The sequence below is a fragment of the Neorhizobium galegae bv. orientalis str. HAMBI 540 genome (assembly GCF_000731315.1).
GTDB lineage: Bacteria > Pseudomonadota > Alphaproteobacteria > Rhizobiales > Rhizobiaceae > Neorhizobium > Neorhizobium galegae.
Genome location: NZ_HG938353.1, coordinates 297,778 through 322,678, shown reverse-complemented (window position 1 = coordinate 322,678; position 24,901 = coordinate 297,778). Strand labels below are relative to the sequence as shown.

Below are 24,901 nucleotides of genomic sequence, written 5' to 3'. Positions count from 1 at the left end.
CTTCCCCTCACCGGTCACGCTAAATCGCCCTGTTCTCAGGGCGGGGCGAAACTCCCCACCGGCGGTAGGCGGCGCGAGCCGTGAGCCCGCGAGCGCCTTCCGATGGAAGGGTCAGCAGATCAGGTGCGATGCCTGAGCCGACGGTCACAGTCCGGATGAAAGAGAACGGACGTGCAGCACCCGCATCCCGCGGGCGCTACGGACGTGCGTGATCGCCTTGGGTGCCGTGTCGTAACCTGAAGGAGATTCCATGACACACACCCGCTTCGCTTTCGTCAAAGCAAACTGGCATTCCGAGATTGTCGACAAGGCTCTCGAAGGCTTCCTCGAGCTCATGCCGAGCGAAAACGTCGATATCTTCGACGTGCCCGGCGCCTTCGAGCTACCGCTCATGTCGCGCGATCTGGCGGCGACCGGAAGATATGCCGCGGTCGTGGCCGCAGCGCTGGTCGTCGACGGCGGCATCTATCGGCACGATTTCGTGGCTTCGGCGGTGGTCGATGGATTGATGCGCGCCGGCCTCGATACGGGAGTACCGGTCCTGTCGGTGTCGCTGACGCCACATCATTTCCAGGAGACCGCGCACCACAAATCGATATTCAGCGCGCATTTCGTCGAGAAGGGACGCGAGGCCGCCCAGGCGGCCCAGATGATCGTCGATACGCGGCAACGCATCGCCGCCTGACGCATAGGCGCCAAAACAAAAGCCGGGGCTGGACCCCGGCTTCCCTGTTTATTGCAACGCCCAGGCGCGAGCACCGCCGGCTTGCGGACCTGCAGCCGGATTACGCCAGGTTCTTCTTGAAGAACGCCACCGAGCGGCTCCAGGCGAGATCGGCGGCCGCCTTGTCGTAGCGGGCGGACGACGTATCGTTGTTGAAGGCGTGGTTGGCGCCGTCGTAGACGAAGATCTCGAAGGTCTTGCCGTTCTTTTCGAGCGCCGCCCTGAAGGCAGGGATGCCGGCATTGATGCGTTCGTCGAGCCCGCCGTAATGCAGCAGCAGCGGCGCCTTGATGGCGGGCACGTCCTCTGCCTTCGGCTGGGCGCCGTAATAAGCGACGCCGGCGTTGAGGCTGGGGGACTTCACGGCCAGATTGTTGACCGCGCCGCCACCCCAGCAGAAGCCGATCGCACCGACCTTGCCGTTCGCACCGCTGATGCCGGCGAGATAGGCGCGGCTTGCCTCCCCGTTGGCCGAAACGTCGTCGGGCTTCAGCGAGGAGAACATCTGCCGGGCCTGCTCTTCGTCCGCCGGCGTACCGCCCTGGGGCGCCAGGAAGTCGACTGCGAGCGCATTGAAACCTTCCAACGCCATGCGGCGGGCGACGTCCTTGATATGGGCGTTGAGCCCGCGGTTCTCGTGGATGACGAGGACGCCGCCGCGCGTGCCGGAGGCATTCTTGGGTTTTACGAGATAACCCTTCATCGTCGCGCCGCCGGCGCCCGGATATGTAACGTCCTCCGTGGTCAGCCGGTCGTCATTGGCGGCAATGATATCGGCCTTGGCAGAACTGGCGCCGATCAGGGGCGCAATCGCGGCTGCGGCAGCGCCAGAGCCGGCAAGCTGGGTCAGCTTTTCCATGAAGCGACGGCGGTCCAAAGTCAGGTGGGTATATTCGTCATAGGCGTCGATCATCGCCTGGGTAATCTTCGGGGTCTCGTTGTCCATGACTATTCCTCCGTAGCGGACTGTATGACGAAGAAATCTACAACGAGGAGCTTCCACTTGCAGATGAAACACTGAGTGATCGAAGTGTGGGATATTACACTTATTCGTGAGTTCGTTTTGAGCGGAGGAGCCCGCGGGGATTGTGACGGGCTCGTCCGGTGGCTCGACGGATCGCGGCGGTACAGCCGTTCATTCTCGCCTCGCCCGCCTATCTCCATAAACATGGCGAGCGCTGGCCAGGCTAAAGTATTATCCTAGTTCAGAGCCAACCAGACCGCGAGCCAGACCCACATCGCCATCACCGCAAAAAAGCCGGCCATGAAGAGCGGGCGGCGATAACGCAGCCGGTTGCTGGTGAGGTGGACGTAGGAATGCGCATATCGGGACAGGACGAAGACCCAGGCGAGCGCAACAGTGCCGCCATTGTCTGCAGTCGAGACGTACAGGACGAGGCAGACGGCGTAAAACAGGACCGGCAGTTCGAACTGGTTCTTGAGGTTATTATGGACGGCGCGGCTCTCGGGCGGCTCTTCCCGGCTTTCGCGGAAATGGCCTGCTTCGGCACTGCCTGCCTGGACGGCCTCGAAACGTTGTCTCGACAAAAGCCAGTAGAGAAAGAAGACCAGCGCGGCATGCGCGATCATCGGCCAAAGCGTCGCATCAGTGGAAAGCATCGGTTCTCCTCATTTTCATCGGCGGGAACCAGATAACGCGGGCTCTCCTGTACGCAAATGGCGCCGGTTGACCGGCGCCATGCAATCTCATCCATAGCAGCAGGTCATTGCGGGGTCAGGTTCTCGGTGCCGGAGCCGTCCTTGCCGGAAATCGTCCAGGCACCTTCCAGCGAACCGTCGTCATTGACCTTGTAGACGACGAGACCGACCGCCTTGCCGAGCACGTAACCGGCGGCGAAGGAATCGCCATAGAGCATGCAGATGCCGCTGGACGTGGAAGAACCGGTCTTCCATTCGATCGAGCAGGTCGTTTCACTGGTCAGCGCGATCTTCGCGGTTCCCTTGTAGGCGGAACCGTCGAGATTCGTGCCCTCGACCTTGTACATACCTGCGCGGACGGTTTGCGCCTGCGCAGGTGTAACGAATGCTGCGCCCAGAAGGAGCGCGCAAGCCAGAAACTTCTTCATGTTTACCCCCGAAAATTCTCCCGTCGGCATAATCACCAACGTTCGTTATCTAGCAGGGAATCACGAAAGAAATAAGCAGCCGGGCCATCGCGACAGGACATCGCGACCGGCATCCGCCCAACTTTTTTGAATTTTGGGGAGGAGGCGGTAACCTCTTCCCCCGACGGATGTCAGGCGCCGGAGCCCGGATAGTTGGGGCTCTCGCGGGTGATCGTCACGTCATGCGCATGGCTTTCGCGCAGGCCCGCGCCGGAGATGCGCACGAAGGTGGCGCGCTCCTGGAATTCCTTGAGATTGGCGCCGCCGACATAACCCATGGCCGCCTTCAGGCCACCGCCGAGCTGGTGCAGTACGCCCGAGACCGGGCCCTTGTAGGGGACCTGGCCTTCGATGCCTTCGGGAACGAGTTTCAGCGTGTCGCGCACTTCCGCCTGGAAGTAACGGTCGGCGGAACCGCGGGCCATGGCGCCCACCGAGCCCATGCCGCGATAGGCTTTGAACGAGCGGCCCTGGTAGAGATAGACTTCGCCCGGGCTTTCGTCGGTGCCGGCGAGCAGCGAACCGATCATCACAGCGGATGCACCGGCAGCGATCGCCTTGGCGAGGTCGCCAGAGAACTTGATGCCGCCATCGGCGATAACCGGGATGTTCTGTGCCCGCGCCGCTTCGACGGCCGACATGATCGCCGCGAGCTGCGGAACGCCGACGCCGGCGACGATACGGGTGGTGCAGATCGAGCCCGGGCCGATGCCTACCTTGACCGCATCCGCGCCGGCATCGATCAGTGCCTTGGTGCCGTCGGAGGTGGCGACATTGCCGGCCATGACGCGCACATGATTGGAGATGCGCTTGACGCGAGTGACTGCGTCAAGCACCCGCTGCGAATGGCCGTGGGCCGTATCGACGACGAGCAGATCGATGCCAGCCTCGATGAGACGTTCGGCGCGCTCGAAACCGTCGTCGCCGACGCTGATCGCGGCTGCGGCACGAAGGCGCCCTTGCGCATCCTTCGAGGCGTTCGGATTGAGCTGGGTTTTTTCGATATCCTTGACGGTGATGAGACCGACGCAACGGCCTTCGCCATCCACCACCAGCAGCTTCTCGATGCGGTGCTTGTGCAGCAGGCGCTTGGCCTCGGTCTGGTCGACGCTGCTTTCCTTGACCGTGATGAGGTTCTCGCGGGTCATCAGTTCGTAGATCTTCTGAGCCGGATCGGAAGCGAACCGTACGTCGCGGTTGGTGAGAATGCCGACAAGCCGGCCCGGAACGTGGCCGCCGCCGTTTTCGACCACCGGAATGCCGGAAATGCTGTAGGACTTCATCAGCGACAGCGCGTCGGCGAGCGTCGCATCCGGACCGATCGTCACAGGATTGACGACCATGCCGCTTTCGAATTTCTTGACCTGTCGGACCTGTTCGGCCTGTTCGATCGGGGTCAGGTTGCGGTGGATGACGCCGATGCCGCCGGCCTGCGCCATGGCGATAGCGAGCCGGCTTTCCGTCACCGTATCCATAGCCGAGGAGATGATCGGCAGGTTGAGCTCGATATCCTGGGCGATGGTGGTGGCGATATTGGTCTGGCCCGGCATGACTTCGGAATGGCCGGGCTGCAGGAGCACGTCGTCGAAGGTAAGCGCATCTGCGCCGGTTGCCGTTTCAATGATGCGTGCCATAGCCAAATTCCTTCGATCTAGAAAATGCGGGATGCGCTCAGGAACGACTCTATACGTCCCGACGCTCCGGCAACAATTGCTTGGAAGTTGGCGAGGGCTGGTAACACGTTCATGACAAGAAGGGAATAGCAAAAACCCGAGAGGTGTTTCTCCCGGGTTTTGATCGCTTTCCCGCACAATCAGATGTCGAACTGGTAACTCTTCGGCACGAAACGGTAGCCGGGACCCTGCTTTTCGACGAAACCGACCGCCGGGAACGGCATGTGATAACCGAGGAAGGCGACCTTTTCCGTGGCGATCATGTCGAAGACTTTCTTGCGGGTGGCCGCTCCCTGCGCCTTGTCCATGTCGAAACGCACTTCCCATTCGGGCCGCTGCAGCGACAGGACGTAGTGGTTGGCCGTATCGGCGGTCAAAACCAGACGCTTGCCCTGCGACTCGATATTGAAAATCAGCATGCCCGGCGTATGGCCCGGCGCGAGCATCGCGGTAATGCCGGACGTCACCTCTCCGCCGTCTTTCAGGAAGGTCATCCTTTCGGCAAGCGGCTTTACATTGGCGAGCACGCTCTTTTGATTGCCCTCTGCCGGCGTGCCGGCGCGGGCGCTATCGGTCCAGAAGTCGTATTCCACCTGCCCTGTGACGTAACGAGCCTTCGGGAAGGCCGGCTTGCCGTCTTCCATGATGCCGCCGATATGGTCGCCATGCATGTGGGTGATGACGACGATCGAGATATCCTCCGGCATGTAGCCGGCGGCCGCGAGCCCCTCGACCAGGCGTCCGGCCCCTTGGGCATGAGCCGCCTTGCCGAGACCGGTGTCGAACAGGATGACATCACTGCCGGTATCAATGAGCGTCGGGGAGAAGCTGTTGACGAACTGGTCCGTGGGCAGAAAATTCTGGCTTAGCAGCGTTGCAAGCGTTTCGGGTGGCTGATTGAGGCCGAAGGTTTCACCGGGAGCGCCGGAAGGACGAGCGCCGTCCTTCACCACCAGAACCTGAAAACCGCCGAGCTTGAATTTATGAATGTCCGGCGGGATGACGCGATCGATTGCCAACTGCTTCTTCTCCTGGGCAAAAGCCTCAGCATTGATGATTGCCGGAGCGGCGAGGATGCCCAGACCGGCCGTGCCGATGAGGGTGCGCCGTCCGATACCTGAATTCGCCATGATTTAACTGCCTCCTGGAATTGCCGCCAGACCCTTGGGTCCGATACGCAGGGAACATAACCGCGGCTCAGGATGAGAAAATCCGATCTCACGCAGACGTGACCCAAAACGTGAAATGGTGAGATTCTCCAATTGGCAGACCGGATCAACAGGTCTATGGACTGCCTTAATCCCCGCCCGTCGCAGGCCCCCTCATGAACCGCATCGTTCCCCTCATTCTCGCCGTCGCCCTTTTCATGGAGCAGATGGACTCCACCGTCATTGCAACCGCACTTCCGGCGATTGCCGCCGACCTGAATGTCGGCCCGATCACGCTGAAACTGGCACTGACCTCCTATATGGTGGCGCTCGCCATGTTCATCCCGATCAGCGGCTGGATGGCGGACCGCTTCGGCGCCAAGCGGATCTTCCGTGTCGCGATCATGGTTTTTGTCGTCGGCTCGATTTGCTGCGCGTTCTCGTCCGATCTCTTCCAGTTCGTGCTGTCGCGCTTCCTGCAGGGCATGGGCGGGGCGATGATGACGCCGGTTGCGCGCCTGGTTCTCTTGCGCACCACGAAGCGCAGCGAACTCGTCTCGGCCATGGCGCTGCTTACCATTCCCGCACTGGTCGGGCCCCTCACCGGCCCGCCGATCGGCGGTTTCATCACCACCTATTTCACCTGGCACTGGATCTTCCTGATCAACGTGCCGGTCGGTGTGCTCGGCATCTATCTCTCGACGATCTTCCTGCCGGAAATAGAGGCAACCAATCCACCTTCGATCGACTGGCGAGGATTTTTCCTCACCTCGGTTACCGCCGCCGGCACGGTCTTCGGGCTTTCGGTCATGGGCCTTCCGGCATTGCCGCCGGCCATCGGCATCATTGCGACGGCGCTCGGGCTCGCGGCGGGCGTCGCCTATGTCGTCCATGCGCGCAGCCACCCCGCCCCGATCCTCAACCTCAGGCTCTTCAAGGACGACGCATTCCGGGCCGCCAGCAGCAGCGGCACGCTATTCCGCATCTCGACCGGCGCCATTCCATTCCTGATGCCGCTGATGCTGCAGCTCGGTTTCGGCCTCAACCCGTTCCAGTCAGGCCTTATCACGTTTGCGGGCGCGCTCGGCGCGCTGATCGTGAAGTTCGCAGCCCGCCGCGTCTTTGCAATGACCGGCTTCAAAGTGACGCTGATCGTTTCTGGCCTACTCGGGGCGGCGACCACGGCGGTAAACGGCTTTTTCACACCGGAGACGTCGCACGCGCTGATCATCGCTTTCCTGCTGATGTCGGGCGTCTGCCGTTCCTTCTTCTTCACCGGCTCGAATGCGCTCAGCTATTCAGAGATCAGAGACGAGCAGGCGAGCCAGGCGACCTCGATCGCCTCCGTCCTGCAGCAGATCAGCATGGCGCTCGGCGTCGCCTTTGCGGCTTTCATCCTCGAAGCGTCGGCGGCAGTCACCGGCACGCATCTGCAGCTCTCGGATTTCCACCTGGCATTCTTCCTGGTGGCGGCTCTTTCGCTGCTCGCCGTCCTGCCCCTGCTGAGGCTGGACCCGGCGACGGGCTCCGCCGTCTCCGGCCACCGGGCCGGCAGGATCCAGCCGGAAGCCGGCGAATAATCAGGCCCGATCGTCCAGGTCGGCGTCTTCGGCCTCGGCGTATTCGATGTCCGCATCCTCCATCCCGGTCTCCTCCATCTCGGACTCCGAGACAGTCTCGCCGGCCTTGCGGCCCTTGAAATGCTTGGCGAGCAGGAACATCTCGACCGATTCCTGGCGCGATGCGCCCGGCTTTACGTGGACGACCTGTTTGAAATTCTGCTTCAGCATGTTGAGCAGGTCGCGTTCCGTGCCGCCCTGGAAGGTCTTGGCCAGGAAATGGCCGCCCTCGCCCAGCACTTCGACCGCGAAATACGCCGCCACTTCGCACAGATGCATGGTGCGCAGGTGATCGGTCTTCTGGTGGCCGGTGGTCGGAGCCGCCATGTCGGAAATCACCAGATCCGGCGTGCCGCCGATCGCTTCGAGCAGCAGGCGCGGCGCCTCCGCGTCGAGGAAGTCGAGCTGCAGGATCTTGACCCCGGCAAGCGGCGCCATTTCCAGGAAATCGATCGCCGCGACGCGGATGTCATCGTCGCTCGAATCGGTGACCTTAGCGGCGATCTGCGACCAGCTTCCCGGCGCAGCGCCCAGATCGATGATCCGGCGGGCGCCTTTGAGGATCTGGTGCTTCTCGTCGATCTCCAGAAGCTTGAAGGCCGCGCGGGCGCGATATCCTTCAAGCTTGGCCCGCTGGACGTAGGGGTCGTTGATATGACGCTCAAGCCAGCGCCGCGACGACGCCTTGAGCTTGCCCTTCTTGACCTTCTGGCCGAGCTTGCGGCCGGTGCGATTGCCGCTGCCCGGGGATTTGGAGGGTGGTTTCGTCATCGCCTTGCTCCAGCCTCATCCTGTCCGCCGGCACCTGAATTGCCCGCCTGATTACCCCCTGGGCGGCGCGGCCGCACCCGGCGCCACACGCCGTCATCGGCCATCATGTCCGTCAACAGGCCCTCGCGCAGGCCCCGGTCTGCAACGCGCATGCGCTGGCTCGGCCAGCGGCGGCGGATCGCTTCCAGAATGGCGCAGCCGGCCAGCACCAGATCGGCCCGGTCAGGACCGATACAGGGGTTGGCGGCGCGACCGGCGAAATCCCACGAAAGCAGTTTTGCCTGCATGGCGGAGACTTCAGCATCCGACAGCCACAGGCCATCGACCTTGCGGCGGTCGTAGCGCGGCAGGTCGAGATGCACGCCGGCAAGCGTGGTCACCGTGCCCGACGTGCCGATCAGATGGAAATCCTCGGCGCCCTGACGACGGAAGGCGGCAAGCGGCGGGCAATCGAACCCGGCCAGCATGCCTTCGACTTCCGTCACCATGGCGTCAAAAACTTCCGGCGTCACGTCGCGCCCGCCATGCCGTTCCGACAGCGTCACGACGCCGACCGGAAGCGAGGTCCAGTGGGTGATATGATTGGCAAGCCGGCTCGAACGGCTGTCATCGATGCGGATGACGGCGATTTCCGACGAACCACCGCCGATATCGAAGAGAACGACGGAGCGCGCTTCGCGGCCGACCAGGGACGAGCAGCCCGAGACCGCAAGCCGTGCCTCGGTCTCCCGATCGATGATTTCGAGTTCTAGCCCGGTTTCCGAGATCACCCGCGCCAGAAACTCCTCGCCGTTTTCGGCGGCCCGGCAGGCTTCGGTGGCGATCAGCCGCATGCGGCGGATCGGCCGGTTGGCAAGCTTCGTGGCGCAGATGCGCAACGCTTCGACAGCGCGGTCCATGGCATCCTGCGACAGCCGGCGGCTGGTGCCGAGCCCCTCGCCCAGGCGAACGATCCGCGAAAACGCATCGACGACGCGGAACTGGCCCGGCCTTGTCGGCTGGGCGATCAGCAGGCGACAATTGTTGGTGCCGAGGTCGAGCGCCGCATAGAGATCGTTGACATAGGAGAATTTTTCGCCGCGGGGATCCGTGCCTTGGCTTTCATTTCCGGCCCTGCCGCGGACATCCTTGGATGAACCCTGACCCGAACCGGCGGGCGCAGGGGTCTTGGCCACACCCGGCACCGCCTTGGCGGGCATCAGCGGCCGGCCCTGAAGACCACGGCCGCCTCTGTTCTTCTTGCGCCGATTGCGCGGCGGCGATTTTGCCGAATGCAGCTGTTGTCCGCCCTCGGCACGAACCTGACCCTGCTCTGTCACGGGCGCCGCACCCGCGCCCTGTGCCGGCTGCTGAGCGCCGCCGGATTTCGCGCGCCGCCGCTTGCGCTTACGCGCCTGTGGGTTGGGTTCCTGGTTATGGGGACGTCCGGCAGGTGCAGTCGTATCGACCGCATCCGAATGGCTTGCAGGCGCCGCGTCACGACGTTTGCCGTTCCGCTTCGCCTTCCGACGCCTCGAGGATTTACCCTCTCCGCGCGGTACCGCCGACGCCCCGCCTTCCGGCGGCTTTGCGCCGCTATCGGGGTCCATCACTTTTATGTCCATCTCGCCGCGCAAAGCCTCTTGAAGGTATGCCGCTGGCGTCTGATTGTTTCGTTGGCGCGAAGATAACAGGCAGCGGCGTTTTCGCCAACGGCTTTTTGCCGCTCACGTCATGGACGTGTCATCGGGCGGCTTTCCAGCTTTTCCGCAGCGGCGGCGAGAAAGCTTCCACGGCATCGATTTTTTTCGAAATCGGTATTTGCAATCTGCCCGCTTTTGTTTATAAGCGCCGCACACCGGCCCGGGCATTCACCGGCGCGCCCTGCTGGGGAATAGTTCAACGGTAGAACGACGGACTCTGACTCCGTTAATCTTGGTTCGAATCCAGGTTCCCCAGCCAATTCTCTCTTTAAAAATTCCCATAGCTTTTCTGGCGTTCTGGCGCCGGTGGCGATTGGTATCGGTCGGCGCGCTCAGGGCTTCTCCGCTTTCCCGTTTGCCGCAAGATGCAGACATAAAAAACCTGCCCCCTACCAACGGGTGGGAGGCAGGGCAAATCGTGTCCGGGTTTTACCGGGCGATCAGCACCGGGAGCTTACTTTTCTCCAGGATCGAAGCGGTCACACCGCCGAACACCCGCTCTCGCAGGCGGGAATGTCCGTAGGCGCCCATGACGATGAGGTCGGCGTTGATCTCGAGCGCGTGCCGTTCGAGCACGTCCTCCACCGGTCGGCCGCCGCTTGCCAGTTGTTCGACGACGACATTTATCCCGTGTCGGGCGAGATAGGCAGCGACGTCGGCGCCGGGTTCGCCGCCGCTGACCCAATAGGAGCTGTCCGGATCAACCAGTACGACATGCACCTCTTCGGCCCAGGTCATCATCTCCAGCGCCTCGCGTGCGGCCCGAGCCGCCTCGGCGCGGGAATTCCAGGCAAGCAGGATACGCCGCGGCTTCAGGGTCGTCTTGAGGTTCTTCGGCACCAGAAGGAGGGGTCGGCCCGCTTCGAACACGCCGCCGTCGACGATTTTCCGGGTGAGAACGCTATCGCTGCGCACGCCGTCTCCGATCACCAGCACATCGGCATAAAGTGCGCGGCGATGAATTTCCTCACCAACGAAAACACCTTCCGCGTAGGTGACGTCGATGTCGAACGACAGGCCATTCGTCGTGCAGGCGGCTGCCGCCTGTTTCCGGATGCCGTCGAGCAATCTCAAGTCCTCGTCCCGCTGGTCGAGCCATACCGTGCCGGCCGGAAAGTCGCCCATGGTTGCCGGAACCGCGAGGCCGATGACCACGACGGAAAGATGCGCCTCGAGTTCGATCGCGATCTCCATGGCACGAGCGAGATCAGCAGTCGGATCCGTATTGCCGATCATCGCGAGCACTGTCTTGAATGACATTGTCTGTCTCCTCTGCATAACGCCTTGATTGGCCTATGGAAGGAAAGCCTAGAACCGGCACCGGCCCGAGCCATGATCTTCGTCAATCGAAAGCGGAATTTCAGATTGCTGCGCACTATCTGAGGATCGGCTAGGATCATAAACCCCGCTTCTGCCTCCACGATGAAAGCTCTCGCCATGCCGAAACGCAGCGCAGGTCTTTTGATATTCCGCCACGCTGCCGGAGATCGGCAAGTGTTTCTGGTTCATCCCGGCGGACCGTTCTGGACACGCAAGGACGAAGGAGCTTGGTCCATTCCCAAGGGCCTTGTCGATGAAGGAGAAGACGAACTGGCGGCCGCGAAACGGGAGGTTTTCGAGGAGGTTGGAGCGAGAATTGACGGCGATTTCGAATGGCTCGGCGAATACCGCCAGCCGGGCGGCAAGCGGGTGCTCGCCTGGTCGATCGAGGCCGATATCGACGTCGAGAAGATCGTCAGCAACACGTTCAGAATCGAATGGCCGCCGAAATCGGGGCTGATCAAGGAGTTTCCGGAGGTCGACCGGGCCGGCTGGTTCAGCCTCGACGAGGCGGAGCGCAAGATATTGAAGGGCCAGCAGCCGATCCTCGTCGATTTCGCGGCACGACGACAGCCATAAAGCAGGAGCCCAGATCCGGCTTTGCATGTCGAAGTGCCGGGCGCCGGCGAAACCCTCCACGGCTTGACTTAGATCACCGCAAAGCCCGTGATGGACCGATACGAGAACTGCCTGACATCAGCGTTCATGGAGCCTCCCTTTGAACCGTATCGCAAAAGCCGCCATCATTGTCGCAGTCGTAGGGGCCGCCGGTTATTTCGGCTGGCGTTATCAGCAGGACCTTCGGGCTGAGCGAGCCATGCAGGGAATTGCCAGTGGAAACGGCCGCATCGAGGCGGTCGAGATCGACGTCGCGGCGAGAACCGCGGGACGCCTTTCCGATATTCTGGTGAAGGAAGGCAACTTCGTCAAAGCCGGCGCGATCGTCGCCCGCATGGATATCGAGCAGCTCGTCGCCCAGAAGCGGGAAGCGGAGGCCCAGCTTGCAAGGGCGAAGATCGCCATCGAAACCGCGAAAAGCCTCGTTGTCCAGCGCCAGGCGGAAAAGGAAGCTGCGGCCGCAACCGTCTCCCAGAACGAGGTCCAGCTGCAATCGGCCCGCAAGCGGCTTGCCCGCAGCGAGCAGATGAGCCGCAGCGGATCGGTGTCCGAACAGTTGCTGGACGACGACCGCGCCAGGGTCGAGGGAGGCGTGGCGACCGTCGCGGCGGCCAAAGCCAACCTTGCGGCGACCGATGCGGCGATCGGTGCGGCGCGGTCGCAGGTCGTGGATGCCGAGGCCTCGGTCGAGGCCGTGCAGGCGACTGTCGCGCGGATCGATGCCGATCTGCGTGATTCCGAGCTCAAGGCGCCACGCGACGGACGAGTACAATATCTCGTGGCCCAGCCCGGCGAAGTGGTCGCCGCCGGCGGCCGCGTGCTCAACATCCTCGACGTCGGCGATGTCTACATGACCTTCTTCCTACCGACCGAGGAGGCCGGGCGCACCCCGATCGGCGGCGAGGCACGGATCGTTCTCGATGCCGCCCCTCAATATGTAATTCCGGCCCGGATATCCTTCGTGTCCGATGTCGCGCAGTTCACGCCGAAGACCGTGGAAACCGAGGAGGAACGCCAGAAACTGATGTTCCGCCTGCGGGCGCGCGTCTCTCCGGAACTGCTTCAGAAATATATCGCGCAGGTCAAGACCGGGCTGCCGGGCCGGACCTATGTGAAGCTCGATCCCGCCGCTGAGTGGCCGGCGGCCCTGTCACAGCCGATCACCCCATGACCCCGGAACAGCAGGCGATAGGCATCCAGCCGGAGCCGGCCTACGTGGTACGGTTGAAGGATGTCAGCCATTCCTACGGCAAGACACGGGCGATCGACGGCATAACTCTCGACCTGCCGGCGGGCCGGATGATCGGCCTGATCGGTCCGGACGGCGTCGGAAAATCCTCGCTTCTGTCGCTGATTTCCGGCGCGCGGCAGATCCAGACGGGCGAGGTCGAAGTACTCGGTGGCGACATGCGCAACGCTCGTCACCGGGACCGCACCTGCCCGGCCGTCGCCTATATGCCGCAGGGGCTCGGCAAGAACCTCTATCCGACGCTATCGGTGTTCGAGAATGCCGATTTCTTCGCCCGCCTGTTCGGCCAGGGCCGCGAGGAACGGGAATACCGCATCGCCAACCTTCTCAAACGCACCGGCCTGTCGGGCTTCGAGGATCGCCCCGCCGGCAAGCTCTCGGGCGGCATGAAACAGAAGCTCGGCCTCTGCTGCGCCCTCATCCACGATCCGGACCTGCTGATCCTCGACGAACCGACAACGGGCGTCGACCCGCTGTCGCGCCGGCAGTTCTGGAGCCTCGTCGAGGATATCCGGAGGGAACGGCCGGAGATGAGCGTGATCGTCGCGACCGCCTATATGGAGGAAGCGGCGCGCTTCGACTGGCTGGCGGCCATGGATGCGGGAAAGCTGCTTGCGACCGGCTCGCCGCGCCAGATTTTGAACCGCACCCAAGCGCATACTCTCGACGAGGCGTTCATCCAACTTATGCCCGAAGAGAAACGCGCCGCCCACCACGCGGTCGCGATCCAGCCTGCGGACTTCGCCGAGGCTGACTTCGCCATCGAGGCGGAAGGTCTCACGATGCGCTTCGGGGACTTCACGGCGGTGGACAATGTCAGCTTCCGCATCCGCCGCGGCGAGATTTTCGGCTTTCTTGGTTCGAACGGCTGCGGCAAATCCACCACGATGAAGATGCTGACCGGCCTGCTGCCGGCAAGCGAAGGTACGGCGAAGCTTTTTGGCAAAACGGTCGATCCGAAGGACATGGATGTCCGGCGGCGTGTCGGCTACATGAGCCAGGCTTTTTCGCTCTATAGCGAATTGACGGTCCGGCAGAACCTCGACCTGCACGCCCGGCTGTTTCAGCTGCCGGCCGACGCCATCCCAGCCAGGATCGAGGAAATGGGCCGGCGTTTCGAGCTCGCCGACGTCATGGACACGCTCCCTGATGCCCTGCCTCTCGGCGTCCGGCAGCGGCTTTCGCTGGCGGTGGCGCTGATCCATTCGCCGGAAGTGCTGATCCTCGACGAACCGACATCGGGCGTCGATCCCATCGCCCGCGACCAACTCTGGGCGGCGCTGATCGAGCTCTCCCGCAAAGATCGTGTCACCATATTCATCTCTACCCATTTCATGAACGAGGCGGAGCGCTGCGACCGCATATCGCTGATGCATGCCGGCAAGGTGCTGGTGAGCGATACGCCCGATGCAATCCGCAAAACTCGCTACGCCACGACGCTGGAAGAAGCGTTCATCGCCTATCTCGAAGATGCGATCGGCGAGACGGCTGCTTCATCCGCGCCGGCATCATCGACGGCCGAAGGCGAGCGTAAATTCGCCGGCCCGCATCGGCAACGCGCCTTCGACCTGCGCCGCATCTGGAGCTACAGCCTTCGTGAAACACTGGAGATCCGCCGCGACCCCATCCGTGCGACCCTGGCGCTAATCGGCAGCGTCATCCTGATGTTCGTGATCGGCTACGGCATCAACATGGACGTCAAGGACCTCACCTTTGCGGTTCTCGATCGGGACGATACGGTCGCCAGCCGCGACTACATTGCCGATATCGCCGGTTCCCGCTATTTCATCGAGCAGCCGCCGCTTGCAGATTATGCCGACCTCGACAGGCGGATGCGCGACGGCACGCTGAAGCTGGCGATCGAGATCCCGGCCGGTTTTGCCGAACATGTCGCCCGCGGGCACGATGTCGAGATTGGCGCGTGGATCGACGGCGCGATGCCGCAACGGGCGGAAACGACCCGCGGTTACGTGCAGGGCATGCACGCGCACTGGCTGGCGCAGAAGGCGCGTGAGATCTACGGAGATGCCGCAAGCGGGCAGTTCTCGATCGAGACCCGCTTCCGCTACAATCCCGGCATCGAAAGCCTGGTGGCCATGGTGCCGGCCGTCATTCCGCTGCTGCTTCTGCTGATCCCGGCCATGCTGGCGGCGCTCTCGGTGGTGCGGGAAAAGGAACTCGGCTCGATCGTCAACTTCTACGTGACGCCGGTGACGCGGCTCGAATTCCTCATCGGCAAGCAGCTTCCCTACCTGGCGCTCGGCATGATGAACGCCGTGCTCCTGTGGCTGTTCGCAGTCCTGGTGTTCCAGGTGCCGTTCACCGGCAGCTTGCTTGCCTTCACCGCAGCGGCACTTCTCTATGTCGCTTTCGCGACCGCCTTCGGCCTGCTTGTTTCGACCTTCATGTCGAGCCAGATCGCAGCGATCTTCGGGACGACGTTGATGACGATCATACCGGCGGTGCAGTTTGCCGGCATGATCGATCCGGTCTCCTCGCTTCAGGGCATCGGGGCGGTCATCGGCCGGATCTATCCGACGACCTATTTCAACATCATTTCGCGCGGCACCTTCTCCAAGAGCCTCGGCTTCGAAAACCTCTTCGAGGCTTTCCTGCCGCTCATTGTTGCTGGGCCGCTGCTGATTGCGGCGAGCGCCGTCTTTCTCAAGAAACAGGCACGGTGACGGATGCGGCTCGCCAATATCTTCCACCTCGGGATCAAGGAATTGCGCGGGCTGATGCGCGATCCGATATTGCTCGGACTGATCGTCTATTCCTTCACGATCGCCGTTTATACGGAAGCAAAAGCGGTTCCCGAGACATTGAACAATGCGCCGATCGCGATCGTCGACGAGGACAATTCGCCACTCTCGCGGCGGATCGCCGACTCTTTCCTGCAACCCTATTTCAAACCGCCGGCGATGATCACGGCGGGCGAGATGGATGCTCGCATGGATGCCGGCACCGACACGTTCGCGCTCGATATTCCGCCGAACTTCCAGAGCGACCTGATCGCCGGCAAATCCCCCGTCGTCCAGCTCAATGTCGATGCGACCCGCATGACCCAGGCGTTTTCCGGATCCGGATATGTGCAGAATATCGTCTCGACCGAAGTCGCCGGTTTTGCCGCCGCGGATATCGACGGTCGAACGCCAACCGTGGACCTCGCATTGCGTGCCCGGTTTAATCCCGAACTCAACCAGATGTGGTTCGCCTCGGTGATGAACGTCATCAACAACGTCACCATGCTGGCGATCATCCTGACCGGCACCGCCCTCATCCGCGAGCGGGAACACGGCACTGTCGAGCATCTCCTGGTGATGCCGCTGACGCCGTTCGAAATCATGGCTGCAAAAGTGTGGTCGATGGGGCTGGTGGTGTTCGTCGCCACCCTGCTTTCGCTGATCTTCGTGGTGCAGGGATTGCTGAAGGTTCCGGTCGAAGGATCGATCGCGCTGTTCATGGCAGGAGCGGCGCTCCATCTTCTCGCTGCAACCGCGATGGGTATCGCGCTCGCGACGCTTGCCGGCTCGATGCCGCAGTTCGGCCTGCTGCTGATGCTGGTGCTGCTGCCGCTGCAGATCCTCTCCGGCGCGACCACGCCCCGCGAAAGCATGCCGGAAGTGATCCAGACGATCATGCTCGCCGCGCCGAACACACATTTCATCCTGCTCGCCCAGGCGATCCTTTACCGCGGCGCCGGGTTTTCTGTGGTTTGGCCGCAATTTGCGTGGCTGTTCGTCATCGCAACGGTGTTGTTTGCCTTCTCGCTGCGCGGCTTCCGCAGGTCGTTGCGATAAGGCCTACCTGAACATGCCGGTGCTTATTCCTGCTTCTGCCGGCGAAGAAACGGGAGTAGAATTACCGGGTCGATCAATGAGGAAGCTCGAAAATGGGAAAAGAGAGGCCTTCACCCGGAACGTCCGCCAAAGATATCGCCAAGGAGCAGGACGATTACCTGGAAGAGTCGCTCGAAGAGACTTTTCCGGCAAGCGATCCCATCGCGCCGGGCCATCCCCGAAAGCCGGAGAAACAGCCGGTTGCTCCCAAGCGCAAGTAAAAACGGGCCGAAGTGCTCCTCGGCCCGCATAATGTGATGCTTAGTTCTTGCCGCCGGCCTTGCGGCCCTTGTCGGCCTTGCCCTTTGCGGAAGAGGTCTTGGCGTCATAGCCCTGGCCGTGGTTGGTGCCGCCGAGATGGCCGCCGCCGCTGGTATTGACGACCTGGCGCTGGGCCCGCTTTATCTGCTGTTCTGCATCTGTCTTTTTCATGGAAATTCTTTCGTTATTCGAAGAGAAAGGCCGAGCGGGGCTAGCCACCCGACTCGCTTCAACGGTCCGTGCCGGTACATCCGTGGTCAAAGACCGGAGTCGGTTTTGGCTTTAGGCGATCTGCAGGTTTTCAGCTGCATTCTTGCCGGTGCGGTTGTCCCGCACGACATCGAAGCTCACCTTCTGACCTTCAGCCAGATAGGTCATTCCCGAACGTTCGACGGCCGAGATGTGGACGAACACGTCCGTCGATCCGTCGGCGGGCTGGATAAAGCCGAAACCCTTGGAGGTGTTGAAAAATTTTACGATTCCGTTGCTCATGAAGATGATCCTTCCGATCGAACACAGGTCGCCGTCCGGCAAAATGCCGGCGACAAAAGAGATCGATTTTGAAAGGAAAGATCAGCTCGAACGCAAAAGGCGTGAAAACGAAGCTCGACAACCAATTTCGATGGTAACCCCTATCGGTCAACTATGTCTTGAGCAAGGCATTTCTCGCAACCCGGCACATTGCCTTTGGCGCAAGTCCGGCGCATGATGACGACTTCAGCAGCTATATAAAGGGCGCTGCTGCTTCAGGATTTTCACGCCCTGGCCCCAATGAAAGGAGGACGTCATGTCTTCCGAATTCTCTCAGACCACCTCCCGCAACCTGGTCCGCGTCAGCGGCCCCGGATACCGGGAAAATATCGAACTTCACCAATTCAGTGAGCGTGCGCAGCCAAGCGGAATGCTTGTCGGCGGTCGGGGCGACACGGCGGGAGCAGCCATGATGCTTGCCCGTTTTGGCGATCATCCCGAGAAGAGCTTTGGGGCCGCAATATCGGCTTCTTTGAGCAAACACAGAGATTCCACAATACCGCAGCTTTGATAGTTCGGCTGGCAAAGGCAGGATTTCGCAGATCCGTCATTTCACGCTTTGCATGCCTGTCTGCCGAACAACGGTCTCACTCTCCACTATCCATCGCCGCCCAAGGAGGACAAAATGGCTAAAGGCCAGGTACGAAGTAACCGCGAAACTCGCAAACCGAAAAAAGACAAGACTGCAGCCGTGACGGCCGCGCCCGCAGGCGCACAGGTCAAGCTCGCCGGCAGCGGCCTCACCTTGGGCAAGAAGCCGAAATAATATTTCGAGCAGGCGGCGCCGCACCACGGCGCCTCCGACGCCGATCCCCCTTCGAAATTCGCGGGCTCAAGCAGGCGACAGGGATGATTGCCATCCGGTCGTTGCTGGATCGTTTGCGTTTCGCTTTCTCGGAAAATGTGTTCTTCAACCATTCGCTCCCTTCGGGCGCGGAGATGTGATCCTATCTCCAATCCCTGCGTCGGCGGAAAGCGTTGCCGGCTAACGCAATCCGGGAGGCTTTTTCGAAATGCGGGTGGCGCGGATGCCGTCAAGCCAAATCTCCGAACCCGTCAGCGGCGGTCCCTGGATCAGCATATCCCGGAAGATGGCATGCAGGCTCGAGGCGTCGGGGCAGCTTTCTGCGGCTTGTTCAGCCTGCGGCTGGTTGTTCGTCAGCATTTTCTGGAAATAAAGCTGGAAATTCGGATGCGAGGATCGTGAGGACATCGTGCCCCTCCTTGGTCGTGGGGGCTAGGGCTCGCATCGGGTCCCTCAGGCGGCTGCGCCCTTGTCAGTTGCAGCCGACCAGCCACGATGGGCCTCATTCCCGCCCATGGCAAGCACCGCCTATCCGTTTTGAGACAAGTCTTGAAACCGACGCATTATTTCGCCATATATGATTCACGTTTTCAGCCTTTTCGGCTACCTGATCCTCCCGGCCTTGCCGGTTGCTTGGCGACACCCTTGATTTTGCGAACGTCGAACTCCGCCCCGTCGGCTGGAGAATTCTTGCGTTGGCCGTTGTCGCGTCCCGCAGTCTACCCTTTAAGGTTACATCAATGATCGATACCGTCCGTAATGCCGCCCAGAATCTGTTTCGCAAACCCGATGCAGAAGAAGGCTCCAATGCAGCGAAGCTGCAGGAGTTTCGCCAGAGACAAGCGCTGAGAAGCCGGGAGCTCAAGCTCGCGCAAAAGCAGGAACGCCTCCAGAGGCGCGCATCGCAATTGCAGCCGGCCTGACACGGATCGCTCCGACGAGGTTATTCGTTCGGATCATCCCCTCGCACATCTCCTCGACCACAAGGACACCAGCATGGCCGCCTTCAACTACAATGCCGGCGCGGGGCTCTACCCGTGCAAGAACTGGAAGAGAACGAGCAGGCTTGGCTACAAGAGGTTCGAAACCGTGGCCGAGGCCTTGCGTTTTGCAATCGAGGTAATGCCTGCATCACTGTTGCGCGGGTCCATTCTCGAGGTCGAAGAAGCCCGGTTCGACAGCACGCAGATACAGAAACTCTACGACGCCGGTGAATATCCGCTGCAGCGTCGAGACCAGTGAGGTAACCCCTCTCGGGGTTCCTATGCAGTGTTCGGGATTATCGTAATTTACCGGGTGCGGCTGGTTTTTCCTATCGCCTTGGCATGGCGGCTGTTATAGCGGTGATCAAGCAGGGTTCGATGAAAGCCCCCGCGCCAGCGCGTGCCGACCTTACTGCTCTTGGGGTGAATTGGATGACGATATTTTCCGTCCGGCATGTCACCTCCTATCGGTATACCAGGCCGGTAGAGTTCGGCGAACACAGGCTGATGTTCAGGCCGCGGGATAGTTTCGACCAGACTTTACTAAGCTCCCAGCTCAACGTTTATCCAAAACCGGACTACGTCCGATGGATCCATGATGTCTTCGGCAATTGCGTCGCGCTGGTCGGGATATCGAAGGCGTCTTCCGAACTACGGTTCGAAACCAATATCCGCCTCGACCACACGCCGCAGGTGGCGATGGACTTCCAGATCGACGAAGAGGCACTCAGCTATCCGTTCGTATACGATCCGGAAGAAGCCTTCGATCTGGAGAGGACGATCCAGCGCCACTATCCCGATCCCGAGGACCGGGTTGGCAAATGGGCACGGCAATTCGTCAGGGTCGGCCATGCCACCGAAACCGGCCATCTGCTGATGACCATGTGTTTCGCGCTCCACGAGGGTTTCATCTACGCCAGGCGCTCCGAACACGGGACGCAACCGCCGCTTGAAACCCTGCAGCTGCGTCGCGGCACCTGTCGCGATTTCGCACTGCTGATGATGGAGGCGGCGCGGTCGCTCGGCTTGGCGGCGCGTTTCGTGACCGGCTATATCTACGTGCCCGACCGCGACGGCTCGATAACGCTCGGCGGCGGATCGACCCACGCCTGGTGCCAGGTCTATCTTCCCGGCGCCGGGTGGGTGGAATTCGATCCCACCAACGGTATCGTCGGCAATCGCGACCTGATACGCGTGGGTGTTGCCCGCGATCCGCGGCAGGCGATCCCGCTATCGGGAAGTTACGATGGCGACGATACCGATTTCGACAGCATGTCCGTGCAGGTTAACGTGACGACCGATGACCAAAGCGTGAAACTCCACGGGTAACCGGAACACCCGGATTATTCGAGCGTTGCCGCTGAACTGCCATTTCGGCCAGAGTTTCTCCATAGGGATACGATCATGAAGATACGCGCAGGGTTTCGCATAGGGTATGAATGCCAGCATGATACGGCGATGCTACTGGTTCTGAATATCCATCCCTCGCGTCGGGCGGACCTTTTGACCGACCAAGTGCTGAGCTTCGACCGCCCGATCGAGGCCTGGAGCTATCTCGACAGTTTCGGAAACGCCTGCAGCCGGATCGTGGCACCGCCGGGGTTGACGACGATCTCGACCGAATTCGAGATCTACGACGACGGCATGCCCGACCCGGTGCCGCAAAACGCCTTCCAGCACGACATCAAGGATCTGCCGGACGACGTGCTGGTCTTCCTGCTCGGCAGCCGCTACTGCGACACCGATCGCCTGGCGGATTTCGCCTGGAAGACATTTTCCACGACGCCTCTCGGCTGGCCGCGGGTGCAGGCGATCCTCGACTTCGCCCACAACCACATCACTTTCAACTACCAGAACGCGGATCCGCTGCGGACAGCCTTTGGAGGATTCACCGATCGCACAGGCGTCTGCCGCGATTTCGCGCATCTCGCCATCACGCTTTGCCGCTGCATGAACATTCCGGCGCGTTACTGCACCGGCTATCTCGGCGATATCGGCGTCCCGGTGGATATCAACCCGATGGATTTCAGCGCCTGGTTCCAGGTCTATCTCGGCGGGCGCTGGAATACCGTCGATGCCCGTCATAACAAACCCCGCATCGGGCGCATCCTGATGGCGACCGGGCGAGACGCGACGGACGTGGCGCTCTCGACTGCCTTCGGCCCGGCGATCCTGGCTTCTTTCCAGGTGACGACCGAAGAAATACCGGCCTTCGCCTAAATCTTCAAACTGCCGGCCCTTCGGCGCTCAAGCCCGAAAGGGGTACCGTTGATATTCTTCCGCTATCAACAAAAACCACTCATGGTTGCGCGTCTCATGAATTTCAAAACAAAAAGTTGACACTTCGGTCATGATGCATTAGGTAGGGGATATCGATACTTTGTTTGCCGATATTTGTTTTTGCTGCGCATCGCGCTTCTTGACGAACTTTCCCTCTCAAAAGTCGAAACACCCGCCGTGCGTCGCCCGGCGGATTATCAATGTTGCTATGAAAGGGTTCGTTATGGCCACTGGCACAGTTAAATGGTTCAATGCCACCAAGGGCTTCGGCTTCATTCAGCCTGACGACGGCAGCGCCGACGTCTTCGTTCACATCTCGGCCGTCGAACGCGCCGGCATGAGCTCGATCGTTGAAGGCCAGAAGCTCGGCTTTGAACTTGAGCGTGACCGCAAGTCGGGCAAGATGTCCGCAGGCCAGCTTCAGGCTGCCTAAAACTTTAGCCTCCCATGACCACGGATGTACTGGCATGGCGGCAAAAGATATGTGAAGGCCAGGCATATGTCTGGCCTTTTTCCGTTGAGGCATTTGGCTGACGCGAACATCCGTATAACTTCCCGTTAAACGCGATATTCGTTTTCAACCTCCACATTCAAGATCTGACAAGGAAGATACATTGAGACACCCGAGCGACAACAGCTTTGCCGAGCGCCGCAAGACAGCGGCGGATGCCAAGCGAGAGCTTTTGGCGAAGTTTGCGTCCGCCCCTAAACTGACCGATCCCGCCGTGCAGGAACGACGCGCCGAACGCGAGGCCCTTGCCGCCGCGAGAGAAGCCCGCCGTGCCGAGCGCGAAGCGCTGAAGGCGGCGGAGAACGAACGCCAGCTGCAGGAAGCTGCCGCATTGGCCGCAGCCGCGGAAGCCCATGAAAAGGCCGCAGCCGAGGCCCAGCAAGCGGAAACCAACGCCCGGGTTGCCCGGGTCGTTGCCGATGAAGCCGCCCGCAAGGCGGAGCGCGATCGTCGTTACGCGGCACGCAAGGCCCGTCAGGGCTGATATTCGAGGCATGTGCCTGAAATCATGCAGGCACATCCCGCTTCGGGCCCGCCGCATGCCGAGGCAAAAAAGGTGGATCGATTTCCATGAACGCCAGAGCCTATGCGCCAGCGCCCGATACCGAAGACGATGTCGGCGCGTGGCTGAAGATTCTTTCTAAATATCGGCAGCCGCGTTTCGGACGCAGCAGCTTCGAACTGCTTGTCACGGTGCTGCCGTTCGCCGTCCTCTGGGCCGGCGCCTATATTTCCGTATTCCTGGGTTTCCCGATCGGGCTGATCCTCGTCCTTCCCGCCGCCGCTTTTCTGCTGCGGCTGTTCATGATCCAGCATGATTGCGGGCACGGCTCGTTCTTCGCACGTCGACGCTTGGACAATTGGACCGGACGCGTGCTGGGAGTGCTGACCCTGACGCCTTATGATTACTGGCGCCGGGCACATGCCGCCCACCACGCCTCGGCTGGAAACCTCGACGAACGCGGCGTCGGCGACATCACCACGCTGACGATCACAGAATATCAGGCCCTTCCCTGGTCGCGCCGGCTCGCCTATCGCCTTTACCGCCATCCGCTGGTAATGTTCGGCATCGGACCCGCCTGGCTTTTCCTCTTCAAGCAGCGCCTGCCCTTCGGAATGATGGGTTCCGGCGCCCTGCCCTGGATTTCCACGATGGCGACCAATCTCGCGATCGCTGTTCTTGCGGCCTTGATGATATGGGCGATCGGGCTGGTGCCCTTTCTGCTGGTCCACCTGCCGATCGTGCTGATCGCAGGGGCCGCCGGCGTCTGGCTCTTCTACGTTCAGCACCAGTTCGAGGAGACCCATTGGTCGAAGACCGAGGACTGGCAGTTTCCGGAGTCCGCCCTTCACGGCGCCTCCCATTACGACCTCCCGCTGGTGCTTCGGTGGCTGACCGGCAATATCGGCATCCACCACGTCCACCACCTGTCGAGCAGGATTCCCTACTACCGGCTGCCCGAGGTGCTGCGCGATCACCCCGAACTGGCCGGCATCGGCCGCATAACGCTTTGGCAGAGTATCCAATGCGTCAAACTCGTGCTCTGGGACGAAAAGAGCCGAAAGCTCCTGTCGTTTCGCGATGCCGCCAAGGCGGCGAAGACTTCTTAACCGCTGCAATCGGCGAGGCTGGAACCACCGCCTGAGCACCGATGCACAAAGACTACCTCCCTACCGATCAAGGACTGTACATTGAATACGACCGAGAACACCAAAACGACCACCGCCCCGACGCCGGCGGCGCATGCGCTGACTGTCGAGCTGACGCCGACCCAGGTCAGGGGCCTCAAGCTGGCGAAGGATGGTGACCTGTTCCCGCAGGAAGCCAAGAAGTGGACGCATCTGAACGCGGTCGTGACTTACGCGCGGAACGACCGGTTCAAGGAACGGCCGCAGAAGATCAAGTTCCTGACGACGACGACACTGAACGAACTGCGGGAACACGGCCTTCTGCGTGTCCTCAACGAGGACGTCTCGGTGGAAGAATCGGCGCATGGAATCACCATGGCCGGCAAGATATGGCTTCTGAAGAACAAATAACCGATATGCGGTTATACCGTGCGATATGCAGCAGCCGGATCATGTGAAATACGGCTGCAGCAGATCTCTCTTCTCTTGAGGAGCAGAGAGAAATACCCTTGTATTTGTCCGTTTTCGACCCATATTAGCCGCAGGTAGCAGATTCAGAACGGGCGCTGCGATCAAGGGCTCGAGCCCTGGCCCCAAGGAGGAGGACGACGACATGTCTTCCATCAGGCGAATCCAACCTTCTTCCCAGACAGGCCCGCAATTACACCGGGCAGGCTACGCACACCTGTTCCGCATCGCGGTGCCGGCTGTTTGCATGGCATTCATTCTCTTCATCCTACTTCGCGACCTATTCTGACCTGGCAATACGCATCATCAGAAACCCGGAACGCCGCCCCAGAGAACGCGTTCCATCTCGAATTGAAATCGTCATGACCCTGATATTTCCGAACAGAAGCCGCAGTTTCGACGAAGCGCGCAAGGTCGTTCGCTTCCTGGGCTATGACGGCATGTTCGAAGTCAGATTTTTCGTGGAAGCCGAAGCACTCGCCAGCAGGACGGCGACGGGCATGTCGGAGAACGATTACCTCCAGGCCTTTGATGCGGCCAGATCCAGCATCCAGGATGCCGCAATGAGGGCATATCGCCCCAACCGGGGCACTACCTATACGCTGACGGCGGCCGATCTCGGCTAATCCGGATCGGAATCTGATCGCCTACCGAGAGGCGGCCC

The 24,901-nt window shown here is 61.2% G+C and carries 30 protein-coding genes, 1 tRNA gene and 1 riboswitch; of the genes, 20 read left to right on the top strand and 11 right to left on the bottom strand.

What is annotated here, in order from left to right; genetic code table 11:
• Window positions 1-27 precede the first annotated feature (27 nt).
• A riboswitch (FMN riboswitch) is annotated at window positions 28-171 on the top strand.
• A gap of 79 nt (window positions 172-250) precedes the next feature.
• A complete protein-coding gene (locus RG540_RS01550) occupies window positions 251-685 on the top strand; it encodes a 6,7-dimethyl-8-ribityllumazine synthase (protein WP_038540104.1) in 435 nt (144 codons plus the stop codon).
• A gap of 100 nt (window positions 686-785) precedes the next feature.
• Here RG540_RS01550 and RG540_RS01545 read toward each other — a convergent pair whose 3' ends face one another.
• From RG540_RS01545 to RG540_RS01525, 5 genes are all read right to left on the bottom strand, one after another.
• Complete coding sequence (locus RG540_RS01545; RefSeq protein WP_038583906.1) at window positions 786-1,670, bottom strand: dienelactone hydrolase family protein; 885 nt, start codon at window positions 1,668-1,670, stop codon at window positions 786-788.
• Between the two features lie 254 nt (window positions 1,671-1,924).
• Entirely contained in the window at window positions 1,925-2,344 is a 420-nt protein-coding gene (locus tag RG540_RS01540) for an MAPEG family protein (RefSeq protein WP_038583903.1), read from the bottom strand.
• A 104-nt stretch (window positions 2,345-2,448) separates the two neighbouring features.
• Window positions 2,449-2,811: a hypothetical protein gene (locus tag RG540_RS01535; protein ID WP_038583901.1), complete on the bottom strand. Its 363-nt coding sequence runs from the start codon at window positions 2,809-2,811 to the stop codon at window positions 2,449-2,451.
• 170 nt (window positions 2,812-2,981) lie between these two features.
• Entirely contained in the window at window positions 2,982-4,484 is a 1,503-nt protein-coding gene (guaB, locus tag RG540_RS01530; RefSeq protein ID WP_038583898.1) for an IMP dehydrogenase, read from the bottom strand.
• A 179-nt stretch (window positions 4,485-4,663) separates the two neighbouring features.
• Window positions 4,664-5,653, bottom strand: coding sequence for an MBL fold metallo-hydrolase (locus tag RG540_RS01525; RefSeq protein WP_038583894.1), 990 nt, complete (start codon window positions 5,651-5,653; stop codon window positions 4,664-4,666).
• 194 nt (window positions 5,654-5,847) lie between these two features.
• Here RG540_RS01525 and RG540_RS01520 point away from each other — a divergent pair, with 194 nt between their 5' ends.
• Window positions 5,848-7,251: an MFS transporter gene (locus tag RG540_RS01520; RefSeq protein WP_038583891.1), complete on the top strand. Its 1,404-nt coding sequence runs from the start codon at window positions 5,848-5,850 to the stop codon at window positions 7,249-7,251.
• On the opposite strand, the gene RG540_RS01515 is transcribed toward RG540_RS01520, so the two are convergent.
• Both RG540_RS01515 and RG540_RS01510 read right to left on the bottom strand, forming a co-directional pair.
• Window positions 7,252-8,061, bottom strand: a complete 810-nt coding sequence (locus tag RG540_RS01515) for an RlmE family RNA methyltransferase (RefSeq protein ID WP_038583888.1) — start codon at window positions 8,059-8,061, stop codon at window positions 7,252-7,254.
• Window positions 8,058-9,650 (bottom strand): Ppx/GppA phosphatase family protein, encoded by a 1,593-nt coding sequence (locus RG540_RS01510; RefSeq protein WP_322789621.1) that lies wholly within the window; start codon window positions 9,648-9,650, stop codon window positions 8,058-8,060. Before RG540_RS01510 ends, RG540_RS01515 begins: the two co-directional genes overlap by 4 nt.
• 278 nt (window positions 9,651-9,928) lie before the next feature.
• Between RG540_RS01510 and RG540_RS01505 the strand changes: the two genes are divergently transcribed.
• Window positions 9,929-10,002: transfer RNA gene (locus RG540_RS01505), tRNA-Gln, on the top strand.
• 170 nt (window positions 10,003-10,172) lie between these two features.
• Here the strand turns inward: RG540_RS01505 and RG540_RS01500 are convergent.
• Entirely contained in the window at window positions 10,173-11,003 is an 831-nt protein-coding gene (locus RG540_RS01500) for a universal stress protein (RefSeq protein WP_038583886.1), read from the bottom strand.
• A 177-nt stretch (window positions 11,004-11,180) separates the two neighbouring features.
• On the opposite strand from RG540_RS01500, the gene RG540_RS01495 reads away from it, so the two are divergent.
• The 5 genes from RG540_RS01495 to RG540_RS32805 all read left to right on the top strand — a co-directional run bounded on the left by RG540_RS01495 (window position 11,181) and on the right by RG540_RS32805 (window position 16,990).
• On the top strand, window positions 11,181-11,642 hold the full coding sequence (locus tag RG540_RS01495; protein WP_038592828.1) for an NUDIX domain-containing protein: 462 nt from the start codon (window positions 11,181-11,183) through the stop codon (window positions 11,640-11,642).
• Between the two features lie 139 nt (window positions 11,643-11,781).
• Entirely contained in the window at window positions 11,782-12,852 is a 1,071-nt protein-coding gene (locus RG540_RS01490) for an HlyD family secretion protein (protein WP_038583884.1), read from the top strand.
• Entirely contained in the window at window positions 12,849-15,614 is a 2,766-nt protein-coding gene (rbbA, locus tag RG540_RS01485; protein ID WP_051909210.1) for a ribosome-associated ATPase/putative transporter RbbA, read from the top strand. Before RG540_RS01490 ends, rbbA begins: the two co-directional genes overlap by 4 nt.
• 3 nt (window positions 15,615-15,617) lie before the next feature.
• On the top strand, window positions 15,618-16,730 hold the full coding sequence (locus RG540_RS01480; protein ID WP_038583882.1) for an ABC transporter permease: 1,113 nt from the start codon (window positions 15,618-15,620) through the stop codon (window positions 16,728-16,730).
• A 92-nt stretch (window positions 16,731-16,822) separates the two neighbouring features.
• Window positions 16,823-16,990, top strand: a complete 168-nt coding sequence (locus RG540_RS32805) for a hypothetical protein (protein WP_167551669.1) — start codon at window positions 16,823-16,825, stop codon at window positions 16,988-16,990.
• A 40-nt stretch (window positions 16,991-17,030) separates the two neighbouring features.
• On the opposite strand, the gene RG540_RS32800 is transcribed toward RG540_RS32805, so the two are convergent.
• Both RG540_RS32800 and RG540_RS01475 read right to left on the bottom strand, forming a co-directional pair.
• Window positions 17,031-17,201 (bottom strand): hypothetical protein, encoded by a 171-nt coding sequence (locus RG540_RS32800; RefSeq protein ID WP_167551668.1) that lies wholly within the window; start codon window positions 17,199-17,201, stop codon window positions 17,031-17,033.
• A 111-nt stretch (window positions 17,202-17,312) separates the two neighbouring features.
• Window positions 17,313-17,522 carry a cold-shock protein gene (locus RG540_RS01475; protein ID WP_038592822.1) on the bottom strand — a complete coding sequence of 70 codons (210 nt, stop codon included), beginning with the start codon at window positions 17,520-17,522 and terminating at the stop codon, window positions 17,313-17,315.
• Between RG540_RS01475 and RG540_RS32205 the strand changes: the two genes are divergently transcribed.
• From RG540_RS32205 to RG540_RS32795, 3 genes are all read left to right on the top strand, one after another.
• Window positions 17,521-17,739, top strand: coding sequence for a hypothetical protein (locus tag RG540_RS32205; RefSeq protein WP_151040875.1), 219 nt, complete (start codon window positions 17,521-17,523; stop codon window positions 17,737-17,739). The two genes, RG540_RS01475 and RG540_RS32205, sit on opposite strands and share 2 nt — an antisense overlap.
• Window positions 17,740-17,817: 78 nt before the next feature.
• Window positions 17,818-18,072: a hypothetical protein gene (locus RG540_RS01470; protein ID WP_038583880.1), complete on the top strand. Its 255-nt coding sequence runs from the start codon at window positions 17,818-17,820 to the stop codon at window positions 18,070-18,072.
• 114 nt (window positions 18,073-18,186) lie between these two features.
• A complete protein-coding gene (locus tag RG540_RS32795; protein ID WP_167551667.1) occupies window positions 18,187-18,327 on the top strand; it encodes a hypothetical protein in 141 nt (46 codons plus the stop codon).
• 219 nt (window positions 18,328-18,546) lie between these two features.
• Here the strand turns inward: RG540_RS32795 and RG540_RS01465 are convergent, their stop codons facing one another.
• Window positions 18,547-18,774, bottom strand: coding sequence for a hypothetical protein (locus RG540_RS01465; RefSeq protein ID WP_038583878.1), 228 nt, complete (start codon window positions 18,772-18,774; stop codon window positions 18,547-18,549).
• 332 nt (window positions 18,775-19,106) lie between these two features.
• On the opposite strand from RG540_RS01465, the gene RG540_RS01460 reads away from it, so the two are divergent.
• The 9 genes from RG540_RS01460 (at window position 19,107) to RG540_RS01420 (ending at window position 24,863) form a co-directional block, all read left to right on the top strand.
• Complete coding sequence (locus RG540_RS01460) at window positions 19,107-19,289, top strand: hypothetical protein (protein ID WP_038540037.1); 183 nt, start codon at window positions 19,107-19,109, stop codon at window positions 19,287-19,289.
• Window positions 19,290-19,362: 73 nt separating this feature from the next.
• Window positions 19,363-19,608 (top strand): hypothetical protein, encoded by a 246-nt coding sequence (locus RG540_RS01455; RefSeq protein ID WP_038540034.1) that lies wholly within the window; start codon window positions 19,363-19,365, stop codon window positions 19,606-19,608.
• Between the two features lie 173 nt (window positions 19,609-19,781).
• Complete coding sequence (locus RG540_RS01450; protein ID WP_038583876.1) at window positions 19,782-20,678, top strand: transglutaminase family protein; 897 nt, start codon at window positions 19,782-19,784, stop codon at window positions 20,676-20,678.
• A gap of 75 nt (window positions 20,679-20,753) precedes the next feature.
• Window positions 20,754-21,569, top strand: a complete 816-nt coding sequence (locus RG540_RS01445) for a transglutaminase-like domain-containing protein (protein ID WP_038583873.1) — start codon at window positions 20,754-20,756, stop codon at window positions 21,567-21,569.
• Between the two features lie 283 nt (window positions 21,570-21,852).
• Complete coding sequence (locus RG540_RS01440; protein WP_037085395.1) at window positions 21,853-22,062, top strand: cold-shock protein; 210 nt, start codon at window positions 21,853-21,855, stop codon at window positions 22,060-22,062.
• 181 nt (window positions 22,063-22,243) lie between these two features.
• Entirely contained in the window at window positions 22,244-22,624 is a 381-nt protein-coding gene (locus tag RG540_RS01435; RefSeq protein WP_038583870.1) for a DUF6481 family protein, read from the top strand.
• An 86-nt stretch (window positions 22,625-22,710) separates the two neighbouring features.
• On the top strand, window positions 22,711-23,751 hold the full coding sequence (locus RG540_RS01430; RefSeq protein ID WP_038583869.1) for a fatty acid desaturase: 1,041 nt from the start codon (window positions 22,711-22,713) through the stop codon (window positions 23,749-23,751).
• Between the two features lie 138 nt (window positions 23,752-23,889).
• Window positions 23,890-24,180 (top strand): hypothetical protein, encoded by a 291-nt coding sequence (locus RG540_RS01425; protein ID WP_038548735.1) that lies wholly within the window; start codon window positions 23,890-23,892, stop codon window positions 24,178-24,180.
• A gap of 419 nt (window positions 24,181-24,599) precedes the next feature.
• Entirely contained in the window at window positions 24,600-24,863 is a 264-nt protein-coding gene (locus tag RG540_RS01420; protein ID WP_038540019.1) for a DUF1488 family protein, read from the top strand.
• The last annotated feature ends 38 nt before the right edge of the window (window positions 24,864-24,901 follow it).

Coding starts and splice junctions, on each gene's coding strand:
- RG540_RS01550 (WP_038540104.1), top strand. CDS start 251: ATGACACACACCCGCTTCGCTTTCGTCAAAGCAAACTGGCATTCCGAG.
- RG540_RS01545 (WP_038583906.1), bottom strand. CDS start 1,670: ATGGACAACGAGACCCCGAAGATTACCCAGGCGATGATCGACGCCTAT.
- RG540_RS01540 (WP_038583903.1), bottom strand. CDS start 2,344: ATGCTTTCCACTGATGCGACGCTTTGGCCGATGATCGCGCATGCCGCG.
- RG540_RS01535 (WP_038583901.1), bottom strand. CDS start 2,811: ATGAAGAAGTTTCTGGCTTGCGCGCTCCTTCTGGGCGCAGCATTCGTT.
- guaB (WP_038583898.1), bottom strand. CDS start 4,484: ATGGCACGCATCATTGAAACGGCAACCGGCGCAGATGCGCTTACCTTC.
- RG540_RS01525 (WP_038583894.1), bottom strand. CDS start 5,653: ATGGCGAATTCAGGTATCGGACGGCGCACCCTCATCGGCACGGCCGGT.
- RG540_RS01520 (WP_038583891.1), top strand. CDS start 5,848: ATGAACCGCATCGTTCCCCTCATTCTCGCCGTCGCCCTTTTCATGGAG.
- RG540_RS01515 (WP_038583888.1), bottom strand. CDS start 8,061: ATGACGAAACCACCCTCCAAATCCCCGGGCAGCGGCAATCGCACCGGC.
- RG540_RS01510 (WP_322789621.1), bottom strand. CDS start 9,650: ATGGACCCCGATAGCGGCGCAAAGCCGCCGGAAGGCGGGGCGTCGGCG.
- RG540_RS01500 (WP_038583886.1), bottom strand. CDS start 11,003: ATGTCATTCAAGACAGTGCTCGCGATGATCGGCAATACGGATCCGACT.
- RG540_RS01495 (WP_038592828.1), top strand. CDS start 11,181: ATGCCGAAACGCAGCGCAGGTCTTTTGATATTCCGCCACGCTGCCGGA.
- rbbA (WP_051909210.1), top strand. CDS start 12,849: ATGACCCCGGAACAGCAGGCGATAGGCATCCAGCCGGAGCCGGCCTAC.
- RG540_RS01480 (WP_038583882.1), top strand. CDS start 15,618: ATGCGGCTCGCCAATATCTTCCACCTCGGGATCAAGGAATTGCGCGGG.
- RG540_RS32805 (WP_167551669.1), top strand. CDS start 16,823: ATGGGAAAAGAGAGGCCTTCACCCGGAACGTCCGCCAAAGATATCGCC.
- RG540_RS32800 (WP_167551668.1), bottom strand. CDS start 17,201: ATGAAAAAGACAGATGCAGAACAGCAGATAAAGCGGGCCCAGCGCCAG.
- RG540_RS32205 (WP_151040875.1), top strand. CDS start 17,521: ATGAAGATGATCCTTCCGATCGAACACAGGTCGCCGTCCGGCAAAATG.
- RG540_RS01475 (WP_038592822.1), bottom strand. CDS start 17,522: ATGAGCAACGGAATCGTAAAATTTTTCAACACCTCCAAGGGTTTCGGC.
- RG540_RS01470 (WP_038583880.1), top strand. CDS start 17,818: ATGTCTTCCGAATTCTCTCAGACCACCTCCCGCAACCTGGTCCGCGTC.
- RG540_RS32795 (WP_167551667.1), top strand. CDS start 18,187: ATGGCTAAAGGCCAGGTACGAAGTAACCGCGAAACTCGCAAACCGAAA.
- RG540_RS01465 (WP_038583878.1), bottom strand. CDS start 18,774: ATGTCCTCACGATCCTCGCATCCGAATTTCCAGCTTTATTTCCAGAAA.
- RG540_RS01460 (WP_038540037.1), top strand. CDS start 19,107: ATGATCGATACCGTCCGTAATGCCGCCCAGAATCTGTTTCGCAAACCC.
- RG540_RS01455 (WP_038540034.1), top strand. CDS start 19,363: ATGGCCGCCTTCAACTACAATGCCGGCGCGGGGCTCTACCCGTGCAAG.
- RG540_RS01450 (WP_038583876.1), top strand. CDS start 19,782: ATGACGATATTTTCCGTCCGGCATGTCACCTCCTATCGGTATACCAGG.
- RG540_RS01445 (WP_038583873.1), top strand. CDS start 20,754: ATGAAGATACGCGCAGGGTTTCGCATAGGGTATGAATGCCAGCATGAT.
- RG540_RS01440 (WP_037085395.1), top strand. CDS start 21,853: ATGGCCACTGGCACAGTTAAATGGTTCAATGCCACCAAGGGCTTCGGC.
- RG540_RS01430 (WP_038583869.1), top strand. CDS start 22,711: ATGAACGCCAGAGCCTATGCGCCAGCGCCCGATACCGAAGACGATGTC.
- RG540_RS01420 (WP_038540019.1), top strand. CDS start 24,600: ATGACCCTGATATTTCCGAACAGAAGCCGCAGTTTCGACGAAGCGCGC.